The sequence below is a fragment of the Rhodopirellula islandica genome (assembly GCF_001027925.1).
Classification (GTDB): domain Bacteria; phylum Planctomycetota; class Planctomycetia; order Pirellulales; family Pirellulaceae; genus Rhodopirellula; species Rhodopirellula islandica.
In genome coordinates this window covers 16,738-41,809 of record NZ_LECT01000053.1, presented here as the reverse complement: position 1 = coordinate 41,809, position 25,072 = coordinate 16,738, and the positions used below count along the sequence as shown (strand labels likewise).

Here is a 25,072-nt window from a genome sequence, read left to right as displayed (position 1 = left end):
CATGATGAAACGAACATCACGGACGATCATCGCATTGGCTGCTTTCATTGCATGGGGCCTGTCGTCAAATCTTGCCTTGGCCCAAAAGGAATCCACCTCTTCGCGAGGTGTCGCGTTGTATGGCGATTCGGCTTACGAAGGCTTCTCACAGGCAATCGAAGACATCTACCTCGGCAGCGAAGACCTGGGCCGCATCACCGAAATCCCAGTGAAGGTCGGGCAGCGCGTTCAAGCCAACGATGTGATCGCGAGGCTGGATGATGAAATCGAACGAGCCTCCATGGAAATTGCCAAGATCCAAGCGTCGATGGTGGGTGAGATCCATGCCGCCCAAGCTTCGCTGGATTTGCAGACCGTGCGAGTTGAGCACCTGCGTCGTTTGCTACGCGATGAAATGGCGGGGTCCGATGAGCTCCGCCGGGCGGAAATGGAACTCAATGTCGCCAAGGCTCGTCTGTTGACCGCAACGGAACAAAGGTCGTTGCGGATGGCAGAAGCCAACCGTCTGGAATTGCAATGGAAACGACGTTGCATCCGAGCTCCCTTTGACGGAGTGATTGCAGAGAAGAAGGCTGGTTTGGGAGCGACGATCACACCTTCGGACCCTGAAATCGTGCGTTTGGTCCGCACCGATATTCTGCAAGGCGTCTTCAATGTGATGGCGGATCGGGCGATGGCAATGAAGATCGGAATGGACACTCAGGTGTATTTTCGTGCGGCTCGAAAAACGGTTGACGGCAAAATCGAAACCATCGGCCCATCGATCAACAGTGAAAGCGGGACCATCGAAATTCGGGTCCGTATCCAGAATCCATCCGGTGAACTTCGTCCCGGAGACCGTTGCACGATGCGGTTGTTGGAACCATCCAGCGTGGATGACACACCCGAATCGATTTCCAAGCGTCGAGCATCGGGAGTTCAACGATGGTGAATCTGACCTCCGAACCCCACTCCGCAGCAGCCGATTGGTTCGAAACGGACAACTCGACCGCCAGGGCGTTTTCCAACGCGGCGTTGACCCAGGATTCATCCGCCGTTTCGCGAACGAAGATGTTTCAGTCGATGTGGCACGCTTGGTTGACCGAGATGGCATCGACGAAGGACCGGGTTTCCGCAGCGGAATTGCTGGTTCAGCGTTTGACCGAGGTTCTGCCTGAACACACCATTCGATTGGGATGGGGAACGCGCTCTCTGCATCGATTGCATGACGGACGACTGGGTTGGCTGGGCGCTGACAACTCGATTCGTCAACGCTTTGACGCCCAGTGGTTGGCGTCCACGGTCGAAGCCGAGTCACCGGCGACCGAGAGCACTTCGCGGTGGGACAATGGAACGTTGGTGATCGAGTTGGTTCCCGACACGATTCCCATTACGAAGTCCAGCCCGAAAGGAAAGAGCGACAGCGTCGACATTCCGTGTTGCCGCGTGTGGATTCGGCCTCCGAGTGCAGACGACTTTGACGCCAAGACCTTTCAACGGATGTTGTCCGCCGATGTGATGGGACTGTTCGCCGCTGTTTTTCTCAGCCGACCAGCCAAAGATCATTGGGGACGTTTGGCGAACAAGATCAGCAAGTGGTGGTCAAGACGCGGGCTGATCGGAATTGCTTTCTTGGTCACGTTGATCCTCACGTGCATCCCGATGTCGTATCGAACGCATGCGACCGCCACGGTGGCAGCAATGGACGGACGACTGATCGCATCGCCGATTGATGCCACTTTATTGGCGACCATGGTTCGCCCTGGTGACCGTGTCCAAGCGGGGCAAACGCTGTTGCAGTTGGATGGTCGTCCATTGCGGATTGAGCTGGAATCAATGGTGGCCGAAATCGACGAAGCTCAGAAGGATGAAGACATCGCGTTGGCGAGTGGACAAATCGCAACCGCTCAGCTGGCCGGGCTTCGTCGCAAGACGTTGTTGAGAAAGGCAGAGTTGTTGCAGGACAAACTCAACAAGCTTGACGTGGTGTCACCGATTGATGGGGTCGTCATCCAAGGTGACCTGACGCGTTCTTTGGGGACACCGCTGGAAATTGGTCAGACGCTGATGGAAATCGCTCCCGAAGGCAACGTCGAAGTCGAATTGGAATTGCCTGAGTCGGAGATTCTATTTGTCGAAATGAACGCTCCGGTGGAGTTGTGGTTTCCCGCGTTGGACGGGCGGTCGTTCGACAGTCGCGTGCGTTCGGTATGGCCAGCAGCGACCATTCGAGACGATTCCAATGTGTTTGTCGCGATCGCGGAACTGCCAAACAGCGACGCGGCATTGCGAGTGGGGATGCGGGGGGAAGCCGTCGTGATTGGTCCCACTTACCCTTGGATTTGGAAATGGATTCGCACCCCTGTGAAACGACTGGGGTGGATGATCGGATGGTGAAACCAAACCAAGTGGCTCACGACGAAATGCAAACCGCCGGTCCGGCATCGGTCGAACCGTCCGGTCCTCCGGCATCCATGACCGCGCCGAAGGTGCGTTTGGATTCCGATCTGGAATTCAACGTTTGTGAAGTGGCCGGAGTCACCGTGGTTCGAGCCGCGCACGCGGGAACTGGGAAACACTTTCAGTTTGGTGCAGCGGAGCATCACGTTGCCATGCTGTTGGACGGGCAACGGTCGACCACGGAGATCATTGCTCAAGCAGAACAGGACGGATTGGATTGGTCGGCCGAAGATATCGCGGACTTCATCGCGGTTTTGGTGGCACAGAAAATCGCCATTGCAGAACAAACGCCTGCAAGCACACCACCGTCGTGCAACTCACCGGCGTCGGAACCCGGTCAGCAAGTCGAAACGTCAGTGCCGCCCGCGGACGCGATGAACGCCAGCGTGGACTTGGATTCATTGGGAGAGTCCACGCCGGAGCCCACTGCAGATTCCAAGCGAAACAGATGGAGCCCCTGGCTCATCGGCAAGCTCGCGAGCTGCATCGCACCGCTGATCAAGGTGTGTTCTTGGTTGATCAGTTTGCGGTTTCCATTGATCAACGCCAACGCTCCTGCAAACGCTGCCTTGCCCGTGATGCGGCCGTTGTTTTCCATTCACGGCGTGGTGATCGCAGGTTCGTTCATCAGTGTCTCGATGGTCTTCGCGTTGTTTCATCGAAAGCAATTGACCGCGGAATTGATGCGGATCTTTGATTCGCAGATGTGGGTTGGGATGCTGGCGCTGTGGTGTGTGCTGAAGCTGATTCACGAACTGGGGCACGCCGTTTCCGCACGTTGGCACGGTGTGCAAGTCGGCAAGGCGGGCGTGATGTTCTTCTTGTTCGCACCGTTGGCCTATGTGGATGTCACCAATGCCTGGCGATTGCCCAATCGTCAATCACGAGCCTCCATCGCGATGGCAGGTGTCTACCTGGAACTCTTGATTGCATCAGTTGCCTATTGGGTTTGGTGTTGGCATCCGACAGAATTTGTCGCGCACGTTGCCGCCCAGATTTTTTTCATTGCGGGCCCCGCCACGTTGTTGGTCAACGCGAACCCGTTGTTGCGTTTGGACGGGTACTACGTGTTGTCGGATTGGACCGACATTCCCAATCTGCGAGAACAGGGACGCAAGCTGTTTGGAGGTTGGTTGCAGACCAAGCTGTTTGCGATGCATGGTCCGAGTTGCAAGTTATCGGGTTGGCGACGCGGATTTGCGGCCTGTCACGCGGCCGCGTCCGTCGTGTTTCAAATGGTCTGGATGGGCGGTTTGATTGTGGTGGTGTCGATGTGGGCTGGTCCGGTGGGGTTGTTGGTCGCGATGGCCGCAATTCTGTTGTGGGTCATGCTGCCGTCGCTTCAATTTGCCAAGAAAGTGTGGAACTACACCGATTCGAGTGAGACGTTCTCGAAGTGGTCGCATCGTCGGCGGGCGATTTGGACCTGTGTGACCTTCTCGTTCTTGGGGCAGTTTGTGGTCACGTTGCCATCACCGCTGAGCCGTCCCGTCCCCGTCGTGGTTCGGTTTGCCGATGACCAGATTTTGCGATCACCCATCGATGGGTTCGTGGATCGCGTTGTGATGCAAACAGGAGAAGCGGTGATGGCTGGACAAGTCATTCTGGAGCTGGCCGATCATGAATTGGTTGCCCAGCGTGATGCGACCCAGTTGGAATTGGAATCCGAAGAGATCAAGTGGCAACGCCACGAAGGATTGGGGGAGCTCGGCTTAGCGGAAGCGGCGCGACAAAAGGCCGAGAGTCTTCGCCGCAGTTTGGAGGAGCTGAATGCTCAAGTCGATTCACTGCGTGTCGTCGCCCAACGGGACGGTGAGATTTTGACGACGGATATGCAGGATCTCAAGGGAGCCTATGTCCGCGTCGGCGAAGAACTGGTTCACGTTGGTGTGCGTCAACGCATGGAACTGCTGGTCTCGGTGGGAGATTCCGATTTGGATGCCTACCGATCGACGCTTCAGAAGGCAGAGCCCATGCAGGTTCTGCTGCGTGGCGGTGAGATCATCGAGGTGTATCCCGAAAAGTTGCAGCCACGTGCCAGTCGGCAAATCCCCCACCCCGCACTCGCAGCGACCGTCGATGGACCGTTGCCGGTCGCACCCGCCAAGACCCGTTCGGAGTCATCGGACCCTTACGAATTGCTGACGCCGAGATTTCAGTCCATCGTGACGCTTTCCCCTGCGGTGAGTCACCGGGTGCACGCCGGTGAGACCGGGCGGATGGCCCTCCGAGATCAACGAAGTCTCGGACGCCGTTTCTGGGAATGGTTGGCCCAAGACGCCTCTTGAGAGCGGGCGTTGGCTTCGTCAGTTCAAGATCGATTCGATGCTGGGAGCGTTGGTGTCCTGCGGGAGCGCGGGTTCGAGCAACTCATTCCGCTCGGCTTCGGCAATGCGATCAACAAACTGCTGGAACCGTTTGTCCTTGGGAATCGCTTCCCGTCCGAGTCGTGCGTGTCGGAGTGCATCGGTGCGATTGCTTGAAATCAAAAATTGTTCAATCAGTTGCACGCGATAGCGGGGCTCATCGGGCATCAACCGAATGGCTTCTTCGCCGGTCTGGGTCGCGTTTTCGATGTCATTCAACGCGAAGTGAATTCGCGAAAGCAGAGCTTGGCACTTGGCACGCGCGGCCAAGTTCGAGGCTCGTCCGCAGTCGATGGAGGTTGCAGCATGACGAAGGAATTCGCTGTCAGGTTCGTCCCAGAGCAACACGTCCGCGGCTGCCAATTCGATCGCCCGTGATTCGTTGGGGATGACTTCTTGGAGCGGCAGTGTGTCTTGATTGACTCGGAACAAGGGCATCAATTGCGAGGTCAGGTTGGGACGCAGTGCAATGGAGTCGTGGAACGTGGTGATGGCCGAATCGAAATCCCCAATCATGAAAGCACGCTTGGCTAGACGCATCAGGCGAATGGGTTCAGTCGAATAAAATTTAGCGAGGTGTTTGACCGCGACGCTGGTTTCTGGCTGTGGATCCAACACGGACTGCAATTGCACCAAGGTGGCACGGGAAGCTTGGCCGAGCGGGCAGGTCGCGATTCCGGCGATTGACGTGTTCCAAGCATCCTCGTAGTGCAAAATGCTTTTCAATCGATCACGTGTCATGGCGGCCAACGGTGGTGGGTATTCCAGGCCGCGTTCATTCAGATTCGTTTTGGCGTAGATCTCACCGGCTTGTTCGATCGAGACGGGACGCCATTCCAGTGTTTCTGCCAAACGACCGCGGTCGCGCTGGGTGGCTGCCAGCAACGTGCGGGTCTCGGGAATCGGATTTTGGTTCAGGTTTTCTGTCAGCAACGATTCGACTTGTTCCAAGACTTCCGGGCGGAACTTCATTCCCGAATATTCACTTTGGATGCGGCGAACCAATGACTCGGACTCCGCATCGCTTTTCAAGCCGGGGATCGCGAGCACCGACAGCAGGAAGATCACCACCGCGAAGATGCCCACGCTGACGGACGATGTCAGACGCCCGAATTTGGAGGTCGACTGAAGTTTGATCTTGTTGCCGCGTGTGGACGCATTTGTTGCTGCAGATTGTTCGGCGTCGATCGATTCGGTGGCTGTTTCGGCTTCCCGCTCGGCAGCGGCCATCGCCATGGCGTATTCCGGGTCGGCCATCGCCATCGCTTCGTAAGGATCGTCTTCGTCTTCCAATGTCGGTGCTTGCAATCCACCGCTGGCAACCTGTCGGGAAACAACGGCGGTTGCCAGGATCAACGCCACGAACAGGTTGGCGGGGACAATCAATCCAAAGTCAAAGAACTGGGACACCATCACGGCGGCGATGGCATACCAAGCCGCCACCCGGACGCCTTGATCGATGGGGTCTGCGGACGTTGACAAGCGACGCAGCGAGCTCAGCAGGATGGTGAAAAACAGCACGGCGATCACCACCCCGGGCAATCCGGTCTCCACGAACATTTCCAACCACAAGTTGTCGGCGTGTTCAAACCACGATCCCGGACTCTGCGATTGATAGGGCAGGTAAGAGTAGCCATACGTGCTGATTCCTGATCCCATTGGCAGGTATGCCATGGCCGCTTTCCAGCCGTCTTGCCAGTGCAGCAGGCGTCCATCTTTCTGAAGCGTGTCGGCGTCAGCCGAGATCAGTTCCAAGCGAGAGATGGTTTCCAGGTTCAGCTGCATCGGCACGGTTAGAATCGCGACGGAGATGCCAATCACAACTGCCAAAATAGGCAGTCCGATCAGACCGCGGCGGGGGCGGACATAGCCAAACGCGCAGACCAATCCAAACAAAGCCGCAACGACCCCGCCTCGGGATCCATTGAGCAGCAAGCCGGCGACACAGGTGATCGAAGAAAGCAGCCCGATCAAGGATTCCCGGTCGGAAATCAGTGCCAGCAAATCATTGAATTCAAAATCGGGATCGTCCAGTTCAATGTGGTGAAGCGCCATCATCCGCCAGGACAACAGTCCGAGACTGGCCGCCATTCCAAAGTTGAGCATCAACGCCGCGTTGTTGCGATTGACGAAACCGGCGAAACCGTTGGATTTGGAGGTGAAGAACCACAGGTCCGCCGTCGGATCGAGCTTGCGATAGAACCCAATGATGGCCACCGAGGCTCCCGTGATCGCGATCGCGCTGAGCAACATCGTCAAACGATTGCGAGCGTGAAAGACAATCGAAGCAGCAAAGGAAAGCGGCAGCAAAAACGTCAGCAACAAGGCGACGTGTTTGGTGTCAAACGGAGAAACCGAAACGGGATGAACGGACGGTTGCTCGGACGCTGGCACCAAGCCTTCCAACCAGGTCGAATACGCCGCGTTGGAACCCGGACTGAGCAGTCCAATCAGTCCCGATGGCAACGGCAACGCCTGAATCCATGCCAGCAGCACCAACAGACCAAGTGGGAGCAACAATTTGTGCTGCCGCAAACCGCTGGACGCCGTCGTGTCAGTCAATCCAATCAGCGACAACACCATGGCCAGCAAAATGCCGGCCGCGGCGACGTATTGACTCCAATGCAAAATGCCGCCGTAGTCCGCCGCCAAACACATTGGTATCAGGACCAAAATCGCGGCGGAGATCCATAGCAACGTGGTACGCAGAACTGACACGTGGGCAACCGAACCAAAGGAACCGAATCGAGAATCTCTGGTTAGGTTTTACCCGATTGCTTCAAAGGGCAAGACCGCATTCGCGAAATGTTAAAACGTTCGGAGTGTTCGGTTGGGGACCAAGGGGATCAACTGCAGCGATTGAGTCCCTTGCGACGACATCAATCCGAACACAGTTAGGTTGGTCAGATGCCCTCCCCCTCGCTGCAAAGAAATGGCAAACGATTTCGCCAGCAGAGACACTCAGCCGTTGGCGGTGTCGTCTTTCTTGGGAGGCTGGGGGGCGTGCCGGCTGGTCCGCTCGATCCGGTGGGTGTCTTCTGGGACCGTTAGATGTCCCCAGTGCAACGCTTGGTCTTGTTCGTACTGTTTGCCCAACGTCAACGCGATCGTGGCCTTGGCCATTTCGTAGCCCAAGTAAAACGCATGCGCAGCGTCCACGTTGTCCGCTTGGGGGCGGTTCATCAATTCAGCAAATAGTTCGAACGGGTCTTTGCCGGTCAGGTGCAACCCCGCGCTGATCATGTGAAGGCTGTCATCTTGCGCGATCAATCGGTAATTGTTGTCTTTCACACCATCCGCGAGCGCCTGCAGTGCCGTTTCCGAGTGTGGTCGCAACTTTGGATCACGAAGCATCACCAATTCCTCGGACAACCGCTTGGGCGGAACGCCGCGAGAGACGGCGTGGTGAACGAGTCGCCGAGCAATATCGCATTCGCGGACGGATGATCTGGCCCAATTGATCACTTGCGTCGTCAGGACACTGCCAATCGAGAGTTCCTGGCAGATTCCGAGCAGCAAAAAGTTGACTCCCGCCGAATCCACGTCGGTCAGTTCGGTCAAGTTGCCGATTCCCATCAACATTTCGACCTCGGGATACCGTCGTCGAACTTCTGTGTAACGCAGCAGACTCTGGGTGAAGGCCGACCCGATGGGTTCGAGGATCGGGTCGACGCGAAATGGGATGCTGTGACGGATCAAAAATTCAATTGTTTGATCCAAGCTTTTGAGATCGTCGGGCACATCCGGGATCGCAACGACTTCACATCCCCAATCCCGCGCGGCGTCTCGATTGGCCGAACTGACCGACAGGACCAACGTCGCGCCGGCTCGAATCGCGTCGCCGGCCTCACGCGGATCAAACGTGTCGATGCTGATCGTGTGGCCAGCGTCGATCAAGGCGGAGACATAGTCACCGATTGCCTGGCAGCGTCGCGAAGGATCGCAGCCCACGTCGATTCGGTCCGCGCCGTCAGCTTGCAAACGATTCGCGAGTTGGACGACTTCCGCGACCGGCAAACGCGGCGCGTGATTGATCTCGGCGATGATTTCAATCGAGTGCGCTGACAGGTCAACGGATTCTTGGCGACCGGTCATCCAGGCGTGCAGGTCTCGGCAGTCTTTGGGGCCGCAGATCACTTCGGCCGAAGTTTGCTGGATCAGTCCCAGCAGCGGCGCGGCCAAATCGCCGGCGGCTTCCAGGTTGTCCTGGAGAAAACCTGGCAGGATCACATGCGTTGCCGACTCGGGAATCTCCCAGTGCCGAGAAAGCCACTTGGGAGTGATCAGAGCGGCCACGGTGATTGGCACCACCCCCACGCTGTGACGGCAACCAAATTTGTTGGCGATTCGAGTGGCCTCTTCGCTGACCGCGGTTTCCGCCAATCGCCCGGTCAGAAAGTGAACGTGCGAGTCGGCGGTCAGAGTGGGAGGCGAAGTTAGCATGCAACGTGACGATGGGGCGAAGGGCGTTCGCCCGAGATCAGCCCAAGCGATCCCTTCGTCTCAGGATCGGCGAATGGACCTTTGACGTGAAGTCTACTTCACTGTGCCGGTGGCAACACACTCCGCGGTCTTGTCACCCGGCAGGTCGGTCACGATCTGGATTCGTTGAGCGACGCGATCAGGATTGTCACCGCCGGTGAACTTCATCTCTAAGAAGTGCAGCTTCTTCTTGCCTTCGGGAATTTCAAACTGAAAGCGATCGTCCGAGCAAAGAACCTTTTGGATTTCAAAGGGCTCTTCGCCGCGAACCAGCAGTCGTTTGCTGACCGTTTGGCCCGACTCGGTGGTCCCCAGGCTGACGGCGGCGGGGGACACGCTGATCGTGGGACGAATCATTCCCGCGATCGACATTTCGATGGTTGGGAATTTGGTGTCGTTGCTGACCAACGTCAGGCGTTCCCGAATTTCGCCTTCGGACATCGTTTCCTTCATCCGAACACGCATCTTGTACTGAACCATGTTCGATTGAACGGTTGGTTGTTCCAACTTCACGGCGAAGTCATCGCAGTGGCTGCGGACGTCGGTCAATCGCCAATTCGAGTTGCCGCGATGCGTGATTGTGATGTCTTGCTCTTTGACCTCGCCGTTTTTGCACTGACCGAAGTCAACTTCGGGCGGATCAAACGTGACATCGGTGCGAATGAATCCACTGACCTGCAACTGCACTTCGGCATAATACGGTCGATCAAACACGACCGTCACCGTGGCTGCTTTTTGACCGATGAAGGTGCTCGTGTTCAGGGTCGCGATGATCGAACTGGTTTCGTGGGTTTCCAGAGTGTCGTCCGACACCGTCGGCGTGGTGCATCCGCAGCTGCTGCGAACGCCTTGGACGTGGACTGTTTCTTCGTACAGATTGCGAAATTCAAATTTGAATTCAGCTTTGGTGCCACGCCCGACGACTCGGAAGTCATGTTTGGTCTCGGTGAACATCTTTTCAGCCCAGTTCTGTGCGTTGGCTGAAGAAGCCAGCGACAGGGCGGCGAGCAAGGCAATGCAACCGGTCAGGCTGGAGCGGACGAGTGATCCAATCATCAAACAAATCCATCTGCTAGGGCGCGGTCAGTCACGGCAGTGACACGGTGACAATCGCACGAGGGTACTGGGTGGGCAATGGGACATTCGATTCGTCAACGCCGTCCTTCGCCGCCTCTGCTCCCTAAAGTGCTTGCACTCAGGAGCAGCTTGAATCGGATGATTCAATCGAATCGGTCGTCGGGGTGGTTATCTTTTCGGCGTTCTGGTTGAAATTTTCCAACAATTCCGCCAGTCGTTCCATCGGCAATCCGACAACGTTGCTTTCACTATCATTGCCAATGACCGTCAACCAGTCGTTCCCGTCTTGATAGCCGAAAGCGCCTGCCTTGCCCTCCCACTGCAAACTCTCCAGGTGTTCGTGCAGCTGTTCTTTGCTCAGCTCTGCCATTCGCAACCGAGTGCGAACCACATCCACGACGAATTTCTCGTCCCGACGCGACCAAAAGCAGACGCCGGTGTAAACATCATGCTCGCGACCGCTGAGTAAACGCAGCATTTCTTCCGCGTGATCGCGGTCATGCGGTTTCCCTAAAATGCTTCCCACGCAGGAGGCGACCGTGTCGGCGGCCAAGACCAGCCCGTCATCGATTCGGGCGACGACGTCGGCGGCTTTGCGGTAGGCCAACCGGGCCACCATTTCGGGGGCGGTCTCTCGGCTACAGATGCCACACTCGGCAGAATCCGAGGCCGGTTGAACCGAGAATTCGTAACCTGCCGCTGCCAGCAATTGGGCCCGTCGCGGGGACCCGCTGGCCAGGATCAATGGTTCCGGATTTCCGGTTTGAGAACCGGGCAACTCGGCTCGCGGGAGGTCGTTCATCAGGGGGAGTTCGCTCATCATGCCCGTCAGTTTATCGGATGGCACAGGGCCGCCACCCGCGACAGTGCCGAAACGCCGATTTTCGCGTCAAAATTCTTATCAACAAGGGTTGGTGGTCGTAAGTGTTGTCGTGAGGAGTGTTTACGAACGTGACAATTTGAAGAAGGTTTTGTGTGGAAAAGGTTACCGACAGTTTTTCCACCAGTCACTAAACTCGCCTTGCCGACACTGAACAGACTCCGTCATGATCTCGGATCGCGATCGGCTCGGGATTTCCCGACCCCGCTGAGTGGCCTCCCGCCGTGTCGGCGCCCACGCTCCAAAACTTCACTCAATCTATTTGACTTGTTTGCTAGCAAACCTAGAATCTGCCCCAACGTCGTGAGGGAGCACATCACTCGGCGACACTCATCGCTTCGAAGAATCGCAGCCACGCTGGCCGCCCGATTCGTCGCCCGTGTTAACAAAATCCATGAGGGAGGTCTGCGCAACCGGTATGTCGTCGACGCAAGGTAGCATCGAGACGCAAGAAGCCATTGAACGGTTCGCCGAGGCTCTGCATCAACGAATCGGCGCTGACCGATACCGGTTGTGGTTCACCCATGGGGTTGGCTTCGACTTGGAGGTCGGCGAGTCACCCGATGATGGCAAGCCAACCGTGGTGGTGGTCATACGAACCAGTGGTCCGTTTGCCGCGCAGCGCATGGGCAACAGCTTCGCAACCGAATTGCGCGCCGCGGCGATGATTGCCTGTGGTGAGCGATCTCGATATCGCATTGACGTGGAAGAAGCGGAGCAACCCGCCCCCAAAAAAAGAACTCGCGCGGCCAAGGTCGCTGCGGAAGAGAAAGCGAGCACGAAGAGCAGCGGCGGGCGCCGCTCGACGGCGCGGCAGACCAGTGGTCGTGCCTCTACTGGTCGTGCCAGCACGGGACGGTCATCCGGTGGCCGTCGCGGATCAGCCAATAGTTTGGCCAACTTGCTTGCTCAATCCACCGCCACTGGCGATGACCGATCCGGTGGTTCGCGTGGTGGACGAGGTCGTTCACGCGGTCGGGTGGAACACGATCCCATCGCGGCGTCGGAGTTGCCTGAGGGAGATCAGTTCGACGATGAAGAGATGGATGACGAGGAAGTCGTCGTCTCGACACCCCGCGCGTCGAAATCCAAGCTTCCACCGCTTCCCGAATCGCAACCGACTGGCGGCCGAACGCTGGAAAGTTTCATCACCGGTCCCTGCAACGAATTCGCATTCTCCGCGGCGATGATGGCGGTTGCGACACCATCTGTTGCCACGCCGCTTTTCTTGCACGGCCCCACGGGGACGGGCAAGTCCCACTTGTTGGCGGCTTTGGCAAATGAGTTTCGAACTCGCCGGCGCATGCGACGCGTGGTGTTGCTGACCGCGGAACAATTCACCAATGACTTTGTCGTGTCGGTGGGCTCGACCGGTTTGCCAGCCTTCCGCCGACGATACCGGGACGTGGACGCGTTGCTGATCGACGACGTCCACTTCTTGGCTGCCAAAACGGCGACGTTGCGAGAAGCTTTGTACACCGTGGAAACCTTGGCGTCGGCGGGGAAACCGCTGGTCTTCTCGGCCAACCTACCTCCCAGTGACATCCGCGGGTTGACCGGCGAAGTGGCCGGGCGGATGGCATCGGGGTTGGTCTGTCCGCTGGCGGCGATCGATCAACAAACTCGATTTCAGCTGTTGCAGCGGATGGTCGCCACCCGCTGTGTGCTGGGATGTGACAACGCCTTGTTGGAAGAAGTCAGCGAACTGATTGGCGGCGACGCCCGTGCTGCGGGTGGCATCGCGAACCTGATTGGCATGTTGCAGCGAATGTTCCGTCGCGAACCCACGATCGACGAAATTCGTCGTTATGGTGGAGATTTGTTGCGAAGCACCCAGGTGGCCCCGACTTTGAGAAGCATCGAAAAAGCGGTTTGTGAGACTTTCGGGCTTGAAGGAGACGGGCTGCGCAGCAAAGCTCAAACAAGACGGGTCAGTGAACCTCGCACCCTGGCGATGTACTTGGCGCGTCAACACACCGGCAGTGCGTTCACTGAAATTGCCAAGCACTTCAATCGACGCAGCCACTCCAACGCGATCTCCGCCATCACGAAAGTGGAGACTTGGTTGTCCAGTGGCAAACCGATTGGTGCTGGCGACGGTGCCATGTCAGCACAAGACGCCATCGCTCGCGTGGAATCACGCTTGCGGGTGGGCTGATTGGCAGTCCACTCATTGCCATCCATTCGCGGTGTTTCGATCACTTCCAATGGATTCGTTTCTTTGAACCATCCATCCGACCCCAACGGCAGCTTCACGGATGATCGCAGACAACAAGTTTGACGGACCCCATCGCGGCAAGAAGGAAAAGAAAGCCACGACCAGCGAGATTCTTGCGCGGCAACAGCCGTTTGATCGCGAAGCCGAGATGGGCGTGATCGGTTCCGTCCTGTTGATGCCCGACATCTGCGACGAGATCGCGTCGCTGAAGGCAGATGACTTTTACGACGAAGCCAACCAGATCATCTATCGCCACCTTCGAGACATGTTTGACTCGGGGGAAAAGATTGACATCACGTTGTTGGTGTCACGTATGCGAACTGCCGGTGACTTTGAAAAGGTCGGCGGTGCGGCGTATCTGGCACAGCTTGGTGGCAGTGTCGCCAATGCGGCGCACGCGGCGTTCTACGGTGAGATTGTGCGTGAGAAAGCGATGTTCCGTCGCTTGATCGAATCGGGCACCGAGATCCTACGAGATGCCTACGAACAGACTGGCACCGCCAAGGAGTTGTGCGCTCAAGCGGAACAAAAGGTTTTCGCGATCATGGAGGGGCGTTCTGGCAACTCCGTGTGGGCGATCAGCGACGTGCTGCACCAAGCGATGGATCGCATGGAAGCCCGGATGCGTGACGACTACGTCGAAGGCGGTGCCGAAACCGGCTTGACCGACTTTGACCAAATGACGGGTGGGTTGCACCACGGTGAGCTGATCATTTTGGCCGCTCGTCCTTCGATGGGGAAAACGGCACTCGCGATGAACATCGCCGAGCACGTTGCAATCGTGCAGCGCGAACCGGTTTTGTTCGTCAGCTTGGAAATGTCAGCGATCGAATTGGCTGACCGGATGCTGTGCAGTCTGTCTCGTGTGAACGGGCACCGGTTGCGAAACGGGACGATCAGTTCCGAAGACCGTGACCGCTTGGTTTCCAAAGCCAACGACATCAGCCAAGCCCCTCTGTTCGTGGACGATTCGCCCAGTCGAACGGTCAGCGAGATCGCCGCCGCGGCCCGTCGGATCAAACGCAAAGAGGACGGTCTGGGCTTGGTCGTGATTGACTACTTGCAGCTGATCGAGCCTGATAATTCACGTGACCCACGGCAGGAACAGGTTGCCAAGATCGCGCGTCGTTTGAAAGGGATGGCTCGTGAACTGGAAGTCCCGCTGCTGTGTTTGTCACAGCTCAACCGGCAAGCCGAAGACGGCAAGGATCACCGCCCGAAGTTGTCTCACCTTCGCGAGTCGGGTGCGATCGAGCAGGATGCCGACGTGGTGATGTTTGTTCACCGCGAAGAGTATTACCACCGCGGTGAGGACAAAGCTCAGTTCGCTGGACAAGCCGAAATCATCATCGCCAAGCAACGGAACGGTCCAGTTGGTGATGTCGAGCTGACCTGGGAAGGCGACTTCACACGATTCAGCAACCGCGCCGCGGAACATCACAGCGAATTCGACGACTACCGAGAATTCACCAGCCCCGGCGGCTTCTAACGGTTGCTTCTCCCGTCGGCCAGGCCCCGCCTGGCGATGGTGGCTGGCCGGATCGTTCACCACACCACTGGCATGTTCCACCGCGAACACGCCTCGCTTTGTTCCAAAGCATTGGCGTGGATGCCAGGTGGAACCTGGCCTACGTGCGGATCGAGTGTAGGCCAGGTTCCACCTGGCGATGGTGACTGGCCGGACTGTTCACCACACCACTGGCATGTTCCACCGCGAACACGCCTCGCTTTGTTCCAAAGCATCGGCGTGGATGCCAGGTGGAACCTGGCCTACGTGCGGATCGAGTGTAGGCCAGGTTCTACCTGGCGATGGTGATTGGCCGGTTGAGTTGCCACGTCGATGTCGCGCGGAATTGGATTGACGGCCACTGGGCGTGGTGGTTGGATTCGCTTGGAGGCGTCCGGTATGCTCGGGGGATGTCAGTTTTTCGTCGGATGCATTTGCCGGGCGGGACGTTCTACTTCACTGTGGTGACCTATCAACGTCGGCCATTGTTTCAATCGAGGCTTGCGCGGACTTGTTTGCGGGAAGCGTTGAAAGAGCAATGGCAGTCGCACCCATTCAACTTGTTCGCGATCTGTCTGTTGCCCAATCATTTGCATTGCGTTTGGATTTTGCCACGCGGGGATTCGGACTACTCGGCTCGATGGCAGGGGATCAAGCGCGGCTTCACGCAGCGTTACCTCGACCGGGGAGGGAAAGAGTTGCCGGTGACGAGTGCGGAACGACGCGAAGGAAGGAAGGGGATTTGGCAACCTCGATTCTGGGAGCACACCGTTCGGGATGAACAAGATTTGGAACGATGTGTGGATTACGTGCATTGGAATCCACGCAAGCACGATTTGGTGAGTCGGGTGCGCGACTACCCTTTTTCGAGCTTTCATCGATTCGTAGAAGAAGGACTGTACGAGTTGGATTGGGGCGGAAGCGATCCGGAGTTCGGGCAAGCCAGCAAAAGCAACTGGGGTGAACCGTGACATTGCCAAGAAGAATCACGTCGGCCAGGTTCCACCTGGCGATGGTGGCTGGCCGGTTGAGTTGCCACGTCAATGACATGTCCGACTGCGGACACGCCTCGCTTTGTTCCAAAGCATCGGCGTGGATGCCAGGTGGAACCTGGCCTACGAGCGGATCGAGTGTAGGCCAGGTTCCACCTGGCGATGGTGACTGGCCGGTTGATTTGCCACGTCAAGGACATGCCCGACTGCGAACACGCCTCGCTTTGTGCCAAAGCATTGGCGTGGAAACCAGGTGGAACCTGGCCTACGAGCGGATCGAGCGTCGGCCAGGTTCTACCTGGCGATGGGGGTTGGCGGGGCGATTTACCATGTCGATGACATGCCCGACCGTGAACACGCCTCGCTTTGTTCCCGAGCGTCGGCGTGGAAACCAGGTGGAACCTGGCCTACGAGCGGATCGAGTGTCGGCCAGGTTCTACCTGGCGATGGTTGCTGGCCGGTTGAGTTGCCACGTCAAGGACATGCCCGACTGCGAACACGCCTCGCTTTGTTGTTGCATCCACTCGGAGCCTTGTTGTCCTGAGCCGTCAGGATTGAAAATCTCAATACCACTGCATCGCGTAGTCTTTGAAACGTTGCAGGGTGGATTGGCGATGGGCGGGATTTGCGAATCGAGTGGCGAGTTCCGGGTGATCGGCCAGCCGTGACGCGAGCAATCGCGTGGCACCTTGCAGTTCACTCCAATGAGTCGAACCCGACGCAGCGAGTTCTGCTTCGCGGATGGCCAGCCGTGCTTGCACGCCTTCTCGAATGATCGGATCGGGGTGTTCGAACAAATGAAAGGTGGAGAGCAAACCTTCATCGCTGATGGGTTTGACTGCCAGCATCACCGAGGGAGCTGGGTATCCCGTGTTGACTTTGGAAACATTGTAGCGGTGTGCGAGGTAGTCGACCGGCGTGACACTGTAGGCGATCACGACGATGGTCAAGGCCAACATCTGTGAGCGAAGCAACCACCAGAAATTCTTGGTGGTCGCGATCTTGTAAACGACCAATGCGAATCCAATCGCGACGGCGGTGATCCCGAACAGGCCGACCATGCGAAGTTGCGTCATGCCGTTGTAGCCAATGTAGATCAGCAAACGGTTGTACACCGCCAAGGCGAGCAGCAGGTTTTCCGCGGACCAGATCCACGCCCACCAACGAACCTTGGGCATGCGAGGGTCGGCGAGCAGGCTGCGTCCGAAGATGACCGAGAGAGAAACCGTTGCCAGTCCCAAAGCGATGGTCAGCCACGCGGCGCCTTGATGAGCGTAACCGGCGTAGTAAAAACCCTCTGGGAAATCCCGTCGCCAAAGCGTCCAGAATTCAAAGCACAAGTAAGCGGCGAAGAGTGTCGCGACGGCAATCAACGTGTTGCGATAGGCGAAGTAGAGACTCGATTCCGCCGAAGCGATCGCTGGCTGGTTTTCCGATTGGTCGCCGAATCGCAGATGCGGACGGAGCGGGCGAATCAATCCCACGCCGATCGTCAGCGCCAAGACGCAGAACGGGATTTCCCAAACGGAAAAATTGCTGAACCAATCCAAGGTGATGTTCCAGGCGGACTGAACGTGCCCGCTGACCCAGGAAACCAAATCAGGGTTGGCCATCACGAAAATCCCTCCGAACGCCAACACGGCGGCGACGGGAAGCAGGACTGAAGCAAGTCGATGATGGCTGCGAACCTGATCAATCGCTTGGCTGGTCAATCGGTAGCGAGAGATACGGTCGATGCCCGTGACGAAACTGCGGCCGAACCAAAGGAAGCCCTCCAACACAAAAGGAACCACACCGCTGGCGGCCATCGACATGGCAACCACCAAGACCGTTGCCGAGAAGATTGCCAACGGGGAACCTTGCCAGAGCAATCTCAGAGCAACCAAGCCGGACAGCGCCCCGCAAATGGCCAGCGAGCGTCGGTGAGGCAGGTTTTGGGTTGCATATCGAAAGAGGATCGGCGTCAGCACCAAGAAGATTGCGATCGACAAGTAAGTCGCCAGCCGGAAGATCAGCACGTCCGCAGCGAATGTCCAAACAAGTGCCGCGGTGATCTCGCGGGTTGCCAAACGAACCGGAATCCCACGGTCTTCACCCGCCGCTTTCGAGGGAGAATCAGGCAGGGGGTCGGCCGGGGTGCTCAGGTTGCTGGACATCGCATATCACCTTCGTGTGAGAAAAGACCCGGAGGCACATGAGAACAACGCCACCTGTTCCGGCCACCTCTTTCTGGCAACCTGTTCCGGATCGAACAGACCTGCCACGGGCAACCTCAGTATAGACCGGACGGTTGCAGGCGTGCCGATCACCGGGATTGTGAACGGTTGGTCGCTTCGCGATCGGTCTGGTGGGTCATTGTCGATCGATCGGTTCGGCTCCGAAGAACGCGGCGGCGAAACGGGCGTTTGATTCGTGTCCAACGTGCGCGTTCAGCGATCAATCGATGGCTCCGTTCGCGTGGAAGTCGAGGCATCAACCAATCGATGCTCCGAACCAGACAGATTCTTCGGTTCTTCATCGAAGAAAGTTGGTGGCTGGCATAGTCGTTGCGTGAAGTCGGTGCTGTCGTCAGGTGGCGACGCCTTTCAATTCACGATCGATTTCACAATTAGCAAGAGGTATGTCATGACTTCATTCCGAAGAAGTCTCTTCTTCGCAGCAGCGGCCATCTGCTCCGCTTCCCTGCTTCCATCCGCCCAAGCTCAAACGTCCCTTTCGACCGGCGATGGGTTTTTGAAGGTGTCCAGTCAGATGCCGGAGGAGGTTCGTCTCGGCGAGAGTTTCAACTACACCGTCGAGGTCACGAACATTTCTGACGCGGTCACGCTTCATCAAGTGAAGTTGGCGCAGAAGAGCGCAGAAGGACTGACCATCGAATCCGTCTCTCAATCCGGCAAGCAACAGAACGAGAAGAAGTCGCAGTCCGAAGACAAACAGAAGAAGAACAACAACAGCAAGAATCAAATGGTGATTCAAATGCTGAAGCCGGGAGAGTCGAGGAAATTCGACGTCGAAGCGGTTGCGGACAAAGAAGGTGAGATCCGTAGTTGCTTGGAAGTGGTCAGCTACAAACCTGCGATTTGTTTGACCAGCGAGGCCGTCAAGCCCAAGTTGGAACTGACCAAGTTTGCGCCCAAAGAGGCCAATCGATGCAACGTCATCGAGGTGGAATACACGCTGAAGAACGGCGGCAGCGGCGATGTCGGTCCAATCACCATCACGGATTCGTTGGGCGATGGTTTGGCCACGATCGATGGTGAGAAAGAGTTGAAGTTCAATGTCGACGGGCTGAAAGCCGGTGACACTCGCAAGTTTTTGGCTCGCGTCTATGCGTCCAAGAGCGGTGAATTTGGCAGCCGTGCTGTGGCGAAAGCAGACGAAAGCGAGCTGAGTTCACGCAGTCAAAAGACGCAGACCAAAGTGGTTTCGGCTGACTTGGTGGCAAATGTCAATGGTCCCAACCGTCTGTATGGGAATGACTTGGCGCACTTCACTGCGACGATCACGAACCAAGGCAATGCTCCTGCCGAAGACGTTCGCATCAACCTGATGTGGCCTGCAGCAGCCAACCTGGCTGATCTGAGTGAGCCGCAGTTGAAGTCCGGCGATCAATCGCAACAGAGCAATTCGAAGAAGCAGTCCGAAGGTCAGCCAACCGTTGCAAAATCGGACAGTCAGTCGGGTTCAAACTCGGAGAACGGCAAGAACAGTGAGCAATCACAGCAAGACAATTCGCCCAAGATGGCCGAGGAAATGCTGACGATTGAGAAACTGAATCCCGGCCAAAGTGCCACGATTGACTATGCCATTCGCACTGGAGAATTGGACGAAATTCCCACGAAGGTGAAGGCGACCAGTGTTTGCACGGTCGACCCGGCCAAATCGGAAGAAAATGCGACGACGCGTGCCACCGCCACTGCGATGGCCCGTGCCAAGGTCGTTCGTCTGCCGGCACTTCAACTGACGGTCGTTGACGACGAAGACCCTGTCAAAGACGGAAGCGAAGTGATTTACACCATCAAGGTTTGGAACGAAGGCGATGCGATCGACAACAATGTTCGTCTGACCGCTGAGCTGGCAGATGGGTTGAAGTTCGTGTCCGCTGATGGGCCAACGGAGTTGAAGGAAGATGGCCAGTCGATCCAGTTTGCTCCCATCAAGAAGATGCAGCCTGGTGATGAAGTGACCTACACCGTGAAAGCCGAAGGCGATGGAGAAGGTTCGGTCCGATTGACAACTCAATTGGCCAGCCAATCGTTGTCGTCGAAAATCACCGCGGAAGAACCCACACGGATCTTCAAACGCTGATCGGTTGAATGCCAGTCTGAACTGGCGAACGACGGACGACTGACCCCAGAGGCTCGCGGCTCTTTTGGCTGCGGGCCTGTTTTTCGTTGGGTCGGTTCCTGCAGGCAATCGCGATCGGAATGAGATTTGCGACTGGTTGGGGACTGATGTGTGATTCGTGATCTTCGAAACGCAACAATGCTTTCACATCCTTTCGATCCCCACAACCTTTGAGCTTCCATGGGCGACTCGTTTCAGCAGCGAATACGAATCGATCGTCCGGTTGATTCGGGCAGAACGAGATCGATCGTCGACTCTCATTCGCCTTCCGGGGGAAGCGATCCGTGGCTGATTGTGATCGCTATTTGTTTGCTCTGCGGTTTGCTGTATCTGGGGGCGGCTTTGTTTGTGCCGCTGTCAATCGCTGTGCTGGCGTACCTGACGTTGCGACCCGCGGTTTCGCGTCTTTGCAAACGAGGGATTCCCAAGTCGTTGGCCAGTGGTTTGGTCATTCTGGTTGCGTTCCTTTCGATCGCCTTGATCGCAACGCTTCTCTATTCACCGATGCAAACGTGGATGGACCGTGCGCCCGAGAGCTTGCATCGATTTCGAGGTAACTTCGATTCTCTGACCGAGCGGATCGATGAGGTGAATGAAGCGGAAGAGTCAGTGCGAAAGACCGGGGAAGAAATCGGTGTCGAGCAGACACTGAAGATTCAAGTGGATCAGCCTGGGTTGATTGATTCTTCGTATCTGATCAACACGACCGGAAGCGTGTTGGCGTTCATCATGGCCATTGCCGTGTTGACGTTCTTCATGCTTTCGACGGGGGACGATCTTCTCAATCGAATCTTGAACGTGTTGCCCGATGAGGAGCGGCGCGAGAGCGTCTTGAGAACCATTGGAGACATACAGGACAATGTCGGCCGCTATCTCGCACAAATCAGTGCGATCAATTTGGGGCTGGCTGTCGCGGCGACGCTGGTCATGTGGGCGGTGGGAATGCCGACGCCGATTCTTTGGGGCGTCTTGGCGGGATTGTTTAATTTCATTCCCTATGTCGGACCTTTGGGGGCGACGGGGTTGGTGTTGTTGGCTGCAGGCAGTGCGTTTGACTCCTCCACGCGAGCGCTGATGACCGCGTTTGCGTTCTGGTTGGTGACCGCGATCGAAGGGCAATTCATCACACCCGCCGTGGTCGGTCGAACGTTGAAAGTCGGCCCGATTGTGGTTTTGGTCGCGGTTGCGTTTTGGGGAGTGATGTGGGGATTGCCCGGTGTTTTGTTGGCTGTCCCGATGCTGATCATGATGCGCCAGATCTTCGCCGCGTTCGATTCGACGTTCCCGCTGGCTGTTGTTCTGGGGGAAGAATCGTGTGACGAAAGCACGGAGGATTGTGAACCCATCAAAGAGGATCAACCCATCGCTGAGATGGCGACGTCGTGAAGCGGGGACGCGCATTCGCCACGTTTTGAATGAGAACCGGCATGAGCTTTGCGAATGATGAGACGCAGTTTATTTGACCGTGGATGTCATGGCATGTTCCGGTCCGAAATCCGCGTTTGCAACGCCATCGTCACCTTCCACTGTGTTCCATCGAGGCCTCATTCATGTCTGCCAACACGACCTCTCGTTTCTCCTGGCGTGGTTTTCAAGAAGCTCGTTTGCCGCAAGTTCCTTCTTGGGTCGAAACCCTTGGCCGTGCGGGGCACATTGCCAAGGGCGTCGTGTATTTCATCGTTGGTTTCCTCGCCTTTCGTGTCACGATTGGTGCCGGTGGTGAAGTGGGCGGGGCTCGCAATGCGATTCGAGAGATTGGCGAGCAACCCTATGGCAAATTGATGTTGGGTTTGGTCGCGATTGGTTTGCTCGGTTACACCGCTTGGCGTTGGGTGCAAGCAATCCAAGACACCGAAGGGGCTGGCACGGAAGCGAAAGGGTTGGTGAAGCGAACCGGATACGCGATCAGTGGTGTTGCGTACGCGGTGCTCGGTTCCTATGCGGGATCGCTGTCGCTGGGTTGGGTGGGTGGCCCATCGAGTGGGCAATCGTCAAAAGCGTCCTTCCTGCTGGATAGCATGCCAGGGCGGATCGTCCTTGGGGCTGCAGGGGCCATCACAATTGGTGTGGGAATCTACTTTGCGGTGAAGGGTTACCATGCCAAGTTCATGACGAAGTATCAGTTGGCTGAGATGGGCGACGCATTTCGGACAACGGCGCTGCACGCCGGTCGCATTGGTTTGATCACACGCGGGATCGCTTTTGTAATCATCGGATACTTCTTGGCTCAGTCCGCTTGGCAGGGAACTGGGAATGGAGAGATCGCGGGAATGGGAGATGCACTTTCGGCCATTGCGAGCCAGACGTACGGTCGAATTTTGTTGGGGGTCGTTGGATTCGGCTTGATGGCCTACGCGGTGCATATGTTTCTGCTCGGATGCTACCGAAGATTCAATGTTGCGAACTGATCTGGCGGCCCTTTGCGAACAGAAAACGGGTCAGTCACGCCCGGACGCCGCGACTTCGCTGGCATCCTTAATGGGGGTTTGATTCTCTTTTCGGGCCAATGGAGGATGGTAGGGTGCCCGAAAGGGGCCACTGCCTGCTCCATCTGGGGTATGCTAATGCGTTCCAAGCAACTTCGCCCTGGCACTGATCGATGCCAATTTGCAAACCGCGTGGTGGGATGGTGAGAGAGCTTCGAGGCTTGGACGAGTTTTCACGTTGGCGATTGGGCGGTCCGCGCAATCGCCTTTGTGAGTCGTCACGTGCCAATTTCTTTCGATCAGCAAAGTCGGGGTTCGATCATGTCAGCACAAGCATCTCCTGTTTTCAAATCACCCGGAAATGATTCCGAGATGAACGAAGCGGCGGCCAAAGCCCGCAAGACGTTTCGCTATTTTTGGCGTGAGATGGCATGGGAACGTCGCCGGATCATCCCAGGTCTGGAGATGGCCGCAGTGAAGGCAACCTTCACTGATCCGCCTGAAGTTCGAGCCCAGGATCCCGATGCGTTGGAATGCGAACACATGTGGTTGATGGATGTCAGCTTTGATGGGCGCAAGGTCGAAGGGACTTTGATCAACGCGCCAACTTCCTTGAAGAGCGTCAGCGAAGGAGATCGAGTCAGAATTCCAGGGCGTCAGTTGTGTGATTGGATGTACGTGATGTCAGGCGACGTGTACGGAGGGTTCACGGTTGATTTGATGCGTGCACGGATGAGTGATTCGGAACGCAAGCAGCATGACCAGGCATGGGGCTTCGATTTTGGAGCTGTGGGCATGGTCAATTTGGTTCCCCCCGATTACATCGGTGAATCCGCAACGAAGAAGAAGGGCTTGTTTTCTCGTTTCAGTCACCCGGAGGTCAAGCCGCAGGACTACGAGAAGGTGGCCGAGACGGAGCATCCGATGTCGGTCAACATGCGAGACTCATTCGACGAGACGCTAACCGAGAATCCGGAGTTGGTTCACGAAGCGGACGACAACGGATACACATTCCTGCATCAATTGGCGTTGGCGGGGTCGTTGGACGGCGTCGATGTGTGCTTGAAACATGGGGCCGATCCGAGCAAGGCTGCTCCAAACGGGATGACGCCTTCCACGCTCGCGAAGAGCTTGGGATGGAAGCGTGTGATGTCTCGATTGCAGGACGCCGGTGTAGGCGATTGAGGGTTCCGGTTTTGCCATAGCGGCAACATGCGTCGCTTCCGCGATCTGACCCGTTAGACTGAAGGTGGGCAATGGAGCCCGCCTGAGTCAATCCCGGGAGATGTCTGTTATGAAGTCGGTTTGGTGTCGAGTGCTTGCCATTTTTCTGCTTCTGATCGTTGCGGTGGTGCCAACGATCGCGAATGCGACCGATGCCGCGACGAACGAGAAGATTTGCCGGGTTGCGATGGCCCAGATCTATTGCATCGATGGTGACCGAGAAGGAAATCTCAGACGCATTGAGAATGCCGTCGCGGAGGCGTCCAGCGAGGGAGCCGTGATCGTCTGTTTTCCAGAGACTTCTTTGTACGGGTGGGTGAACCCGAAAGCTCATGAGTTGGCAGGACCCATCCCGGGAAAAGACACGGAGGCTTTGTCCAAGATTGCTCAGCAACACGGTGTGTATCTGTCCGTCGGAGTGTCGGAGAAAGACGGCGAACGGTTGTTTGATTCCGTGGTGCTGTTGGACGACGATGGCAGTTTGATTCTGAAACATCGAAAGATGAATGTGCTCACGCATCTGATGAGCCCTCCGTACACACGCGGCGAGACGGTTGAAGTCGTCGAAACGAAGTTTGGCCGGGTTGGCATGCTGATTTGTGCCGACACGTTTGATGAGGAAGTGGTCGAGCGGATGGCTGCCCAGCAGCCTGATTTGCTGCTGGTTCCCTACGGTTGGGCAGCCCAGGCTGACGCATGGCCTGGGCATGGTCCATCGCTTCGCCACACGATCGCCAAGGCGGCCAAGACCATCGGGTGTCCCATTGTGGGCACCAACTTGGTTGGCAGTATCAGCGGCGGCCCCTGGCAGGGGATGATTTACGGCGGGCAAAGCTACGCCGTGACACCCGATGGCACGGTTCTTTCCCAAGGTGCGGATCGAGATCGAGAGATCTGTGTGGTGGATGTGGTGGTGGGGGAGTGAAGAGTGGCTCAGGGCCACAGGCCACAGGCCACAGGCCACAGGACTCAGGACTCAGGACTCAGGACTCAGGACTCAGGACTCAGGACTCAGGACTCAGGACTCAGGACTCAGGACTCAGGACTCAGGACTCAGCGTGGTGTTCGAGTGGGGATGACTTTTTGAAAAACCGTTTGGCACTTTCTTGCAAAG

The 25,072-nt window shown here is 56.9% G+C and carries 18 protein-coding genes; 11 read left to right on the top strand and 7 right to left on the bottom strand.

Annotated elements, in window-relative coordinates:
* Position 1: 1 nt before the first annotated feature.
* The 3 genes from RISK_RS25960 to RISK_RS25950 are packed head-to-tail and all read left to right on the top strand — an operon-like array spanning position 2 to position 4,727.
* A complete protein-coding gene (locus RISK_RS25960) occupies positions 2-931 on the top strand; it encodes an efflux RND transporter periplasmic adaptor subunit (protein WP_047817243.1) in 930 nt (309 codons plus the stop codon).
* Positions 925-2,376 carry an efflux RND transporter periplasmic adaptor subunit gene (locus RISK_RS25955; RefSeq protein ID WP_047817242.1) on the top strand — a complete coding sequence of 484 codons (1,452 nt, stop codon included), beginning with the start codon at positions 925-927 and terminating at the stop codon, positions 2,374-2,376. The genes RISK_RS25960 and RISK_RS25955 overlap by 7 nt, the downstream gene beginning before the upstream one ends.
* 26 nt (positions 2,377-2,402) lie before the next feature.
* The gene (locus tag RISK_RS25950) at positions 2,403-4,727 is read left to right on the top strand and encodes a site-2 protease family protein (RefSeq protein ID WP_390173968.1); all 2,325 of its coding nucleotides are present in this window, start codon (positions 2,403-2,405) and stop codon (positions 4,725-4,727) included.
* A gap of 18 nt (positions 4,728-4,745) precedes the next feature.
* On the opposite strand, the gene RISK_RS25945 is transcribed toward RISK_RS25950, so the two are convergent.
* From RISK_RS25945 to RISK_RS25930, 4 genes are all read right to left on the bottom strand, one after another.
* A complete protein-coding gene (locus RISK_RS25945) occupies positions 4,746-7,463 on the bottom strand; it encodes an O-antigen ligase family protein (protein WP_047817241.1) in 2,718 nt (905 codons plus the stop codon).
* 303 nt (positions 7,464-7,766) lie between these two features.
* Positions 7,767-9,248 carry a DUF4346 domain-containing protein gene (locus RISK_RS25940; protein WP_047817240.1) on the bottom strand — a complete coding sequence of 494 codons (1,482 nt, stop codon included), beginning with the start codon at positions 9,246-9,248 and terminating at the stop codon, positions 7,767-7,769.
* A 93-nt stretch (positions 9,249-9,341) separates the two neighbouring features.
* Positions 9,342-10,241: a DUF1573 domain-containing protein gene (locus RISK_RS25935; RefSeq protein ID WP_047817268.1), complete on the bottom strand. Its 900-nt coding sequence runs from the start codon at positions 10,239-10,241 to the stop codon at positions 9,342-9,344.
* Positions 10,242-10,482: 241 nt separating this feature from the next.
* Positions 10,483-11,166, bottom strand: a complete 684-nt coding sequence (locus RISK_RS25930; RefSeq protein ID WP_047817267.1) for a Maf family protein — start codon at positions 11,164-11,166, stop codon at positions 10,483-10,485.
* 496 nt (positions 11,167-11,662) lie between these two features.
* Here RISK_RS25930 and RISK_RS25925 point away from each other — a divergent pair, with 496 nt between their 5' ends.
* A complete protein-coding gene (locus RISK_RS25925; protein WP_047817266.1) occupies positions 11,663-13,402 on the top strand; it encodes a DnaA/Hda family protein in 1,740 nt (579 codons plus the stop codon).
* A 100-nt stretch (positions 13,403-13,502) separates the two neighbouring features.
* On the top strand, positions 13,503-14,951 hold the full coding sequence (dnaB, locus tag RISK_RS25920) for a replicative DNA helicase (protein WP_047817239.1): 1,449 nt from the start codon (positions 13,503-13,505) through the stop codon (positions 14,949-14,951).
* Between the two features lie 139 nt (positions 14,952-15,090).
* Here dnaB and RISK_RS30415 read toward each other — a convergent pair whose 3' ends face one another.
* Positions 15,091-15,258 carry a DUF1589 domain-containing protein gene (locus tag RISK_RS30415; protein WP_083435180.1) on the bottom strand — a complete coding sequence of 56 codons (168 nt, stop codon included), beginning with the start codon at positions 15,256-15,258 and terminating at the stop codon, positions 15,091-15,093.
* A gap of 121 nt (positions 15,259-15,379) precedes the next feature.
* On the opposite strand from RISK_RS30415, the gene RISK_RS25915 reads away from it, so the two are divergent.
* Positions 15,380-15,940 (top strand): REP-associated tyrosine transposase, encoded by a 561-nt coding sequence (locus tag RISK_RS25915; RefSeq protein WP_047817265.1) that lies wholly within the window; start codon positions 15,380-15,382, stop codon positions 15,938-15,940.
* On the opposite strand, the gene RISK_RS33720 is transcribed toward RISK_RS25915, so the two are convergent.
* Together RISK_RS33720 and RISK_RS25905 are read right to left on the bottom strand one after the other, a co-directional pair.
* Complete coding sequence (locus RISK_RS33720; protein WP_150122706.1) at positions 15,844-16,161, bottom strand: DUF1589 domain-containing protein; 318 nt, start codon at positions 16,159-16,161, stop codon at positions 15,844-15,846. The genes RISK_RS25915 and RISK_RS33720 overlap by 97 nt on opposite strands.
* 363 nt (positions 16,162-16,524) lie before the next feature.
* Entirely contained in the window at positions 16,525-18,117 is a 1,593-nt protein-coding gene (locus tag RISK_RS25905) for a DUF4153 domain-containing protein (RefSeq protein WP_047817237.1), read from the bottom strand.
* A gap of 469 nt (positions 18,118-18,586) precedes the next feature.
* Between RISK_RS25905 and RISK_RS25895 the strand changes: the two genes are divergently transcribed.
* The 5 genes from RISK_RS25895 to RISK_RS25870 all read left to right on the top strand — a co-directional run bounded on the left by RISK_RS25895 (position 18,587) and on the right by RISK_RS25870 (position 24,883).
* Complete coding sequence (locus RISK_RS25895) at positions 18,587-20,269, top strand: COG1361 family protein (RefSeq protein WP_047817235.1); 1,683 nt, start codon at positions 18,587-18,589, stop codon at positions 20,267-20,269.
* Between the two features lie 219 nt (positions 20,270-20,488).
* Positions 20,489-21,694 (top strand): AI-2E family transporter, encoded by a 1,206-nt coding sequence (locus RISK_RS25885; protein WP_236696717.1) that lies wholly within the window; start codon positions 20,489-20,491, stop codon positions 21,692-21,694.
* Between the two features lie 164 nt (positions 21,695-21,858).
* Positions 21,859-22,716: a DUF1206 domain-containing protein gene (locus tag RISK_RS25880; RefSeq protein ID WP_047817233.1), complete on the top strand. Its 858-nt coding sequence runs from the start codon at positions 21,859-21,861 to the stop codon at positions 22,714-22,716.
* Between the two features lie 339 nt (positions 22,717-23,055).
* Positions 23,056-23,919: a DUF2314 domain-containing protein gene (locus RISK_RS25875; protein ID WP_236696716.1), complete on the top strand. Its 864-nt coding sequence runs from the start codon at positions 23,056-23,058 to the stop codon at positions 23,917-23,919.
* A 130-nt stretch (positions 23,920-24,049) separates the two neighbouring features.
* Positions 24,050-24,883, top strand: coding sequence for a carbon-nitrogen hydrolase family protein (locus RISK_RS25870; protein ID WP_236696715.1), 834 nt, complete (start codon positions 24,050-24,052; stop codon positions 24,881-24,883).
* Positions 24,884-25,072 lie beyond the last annotated feature (189 nt).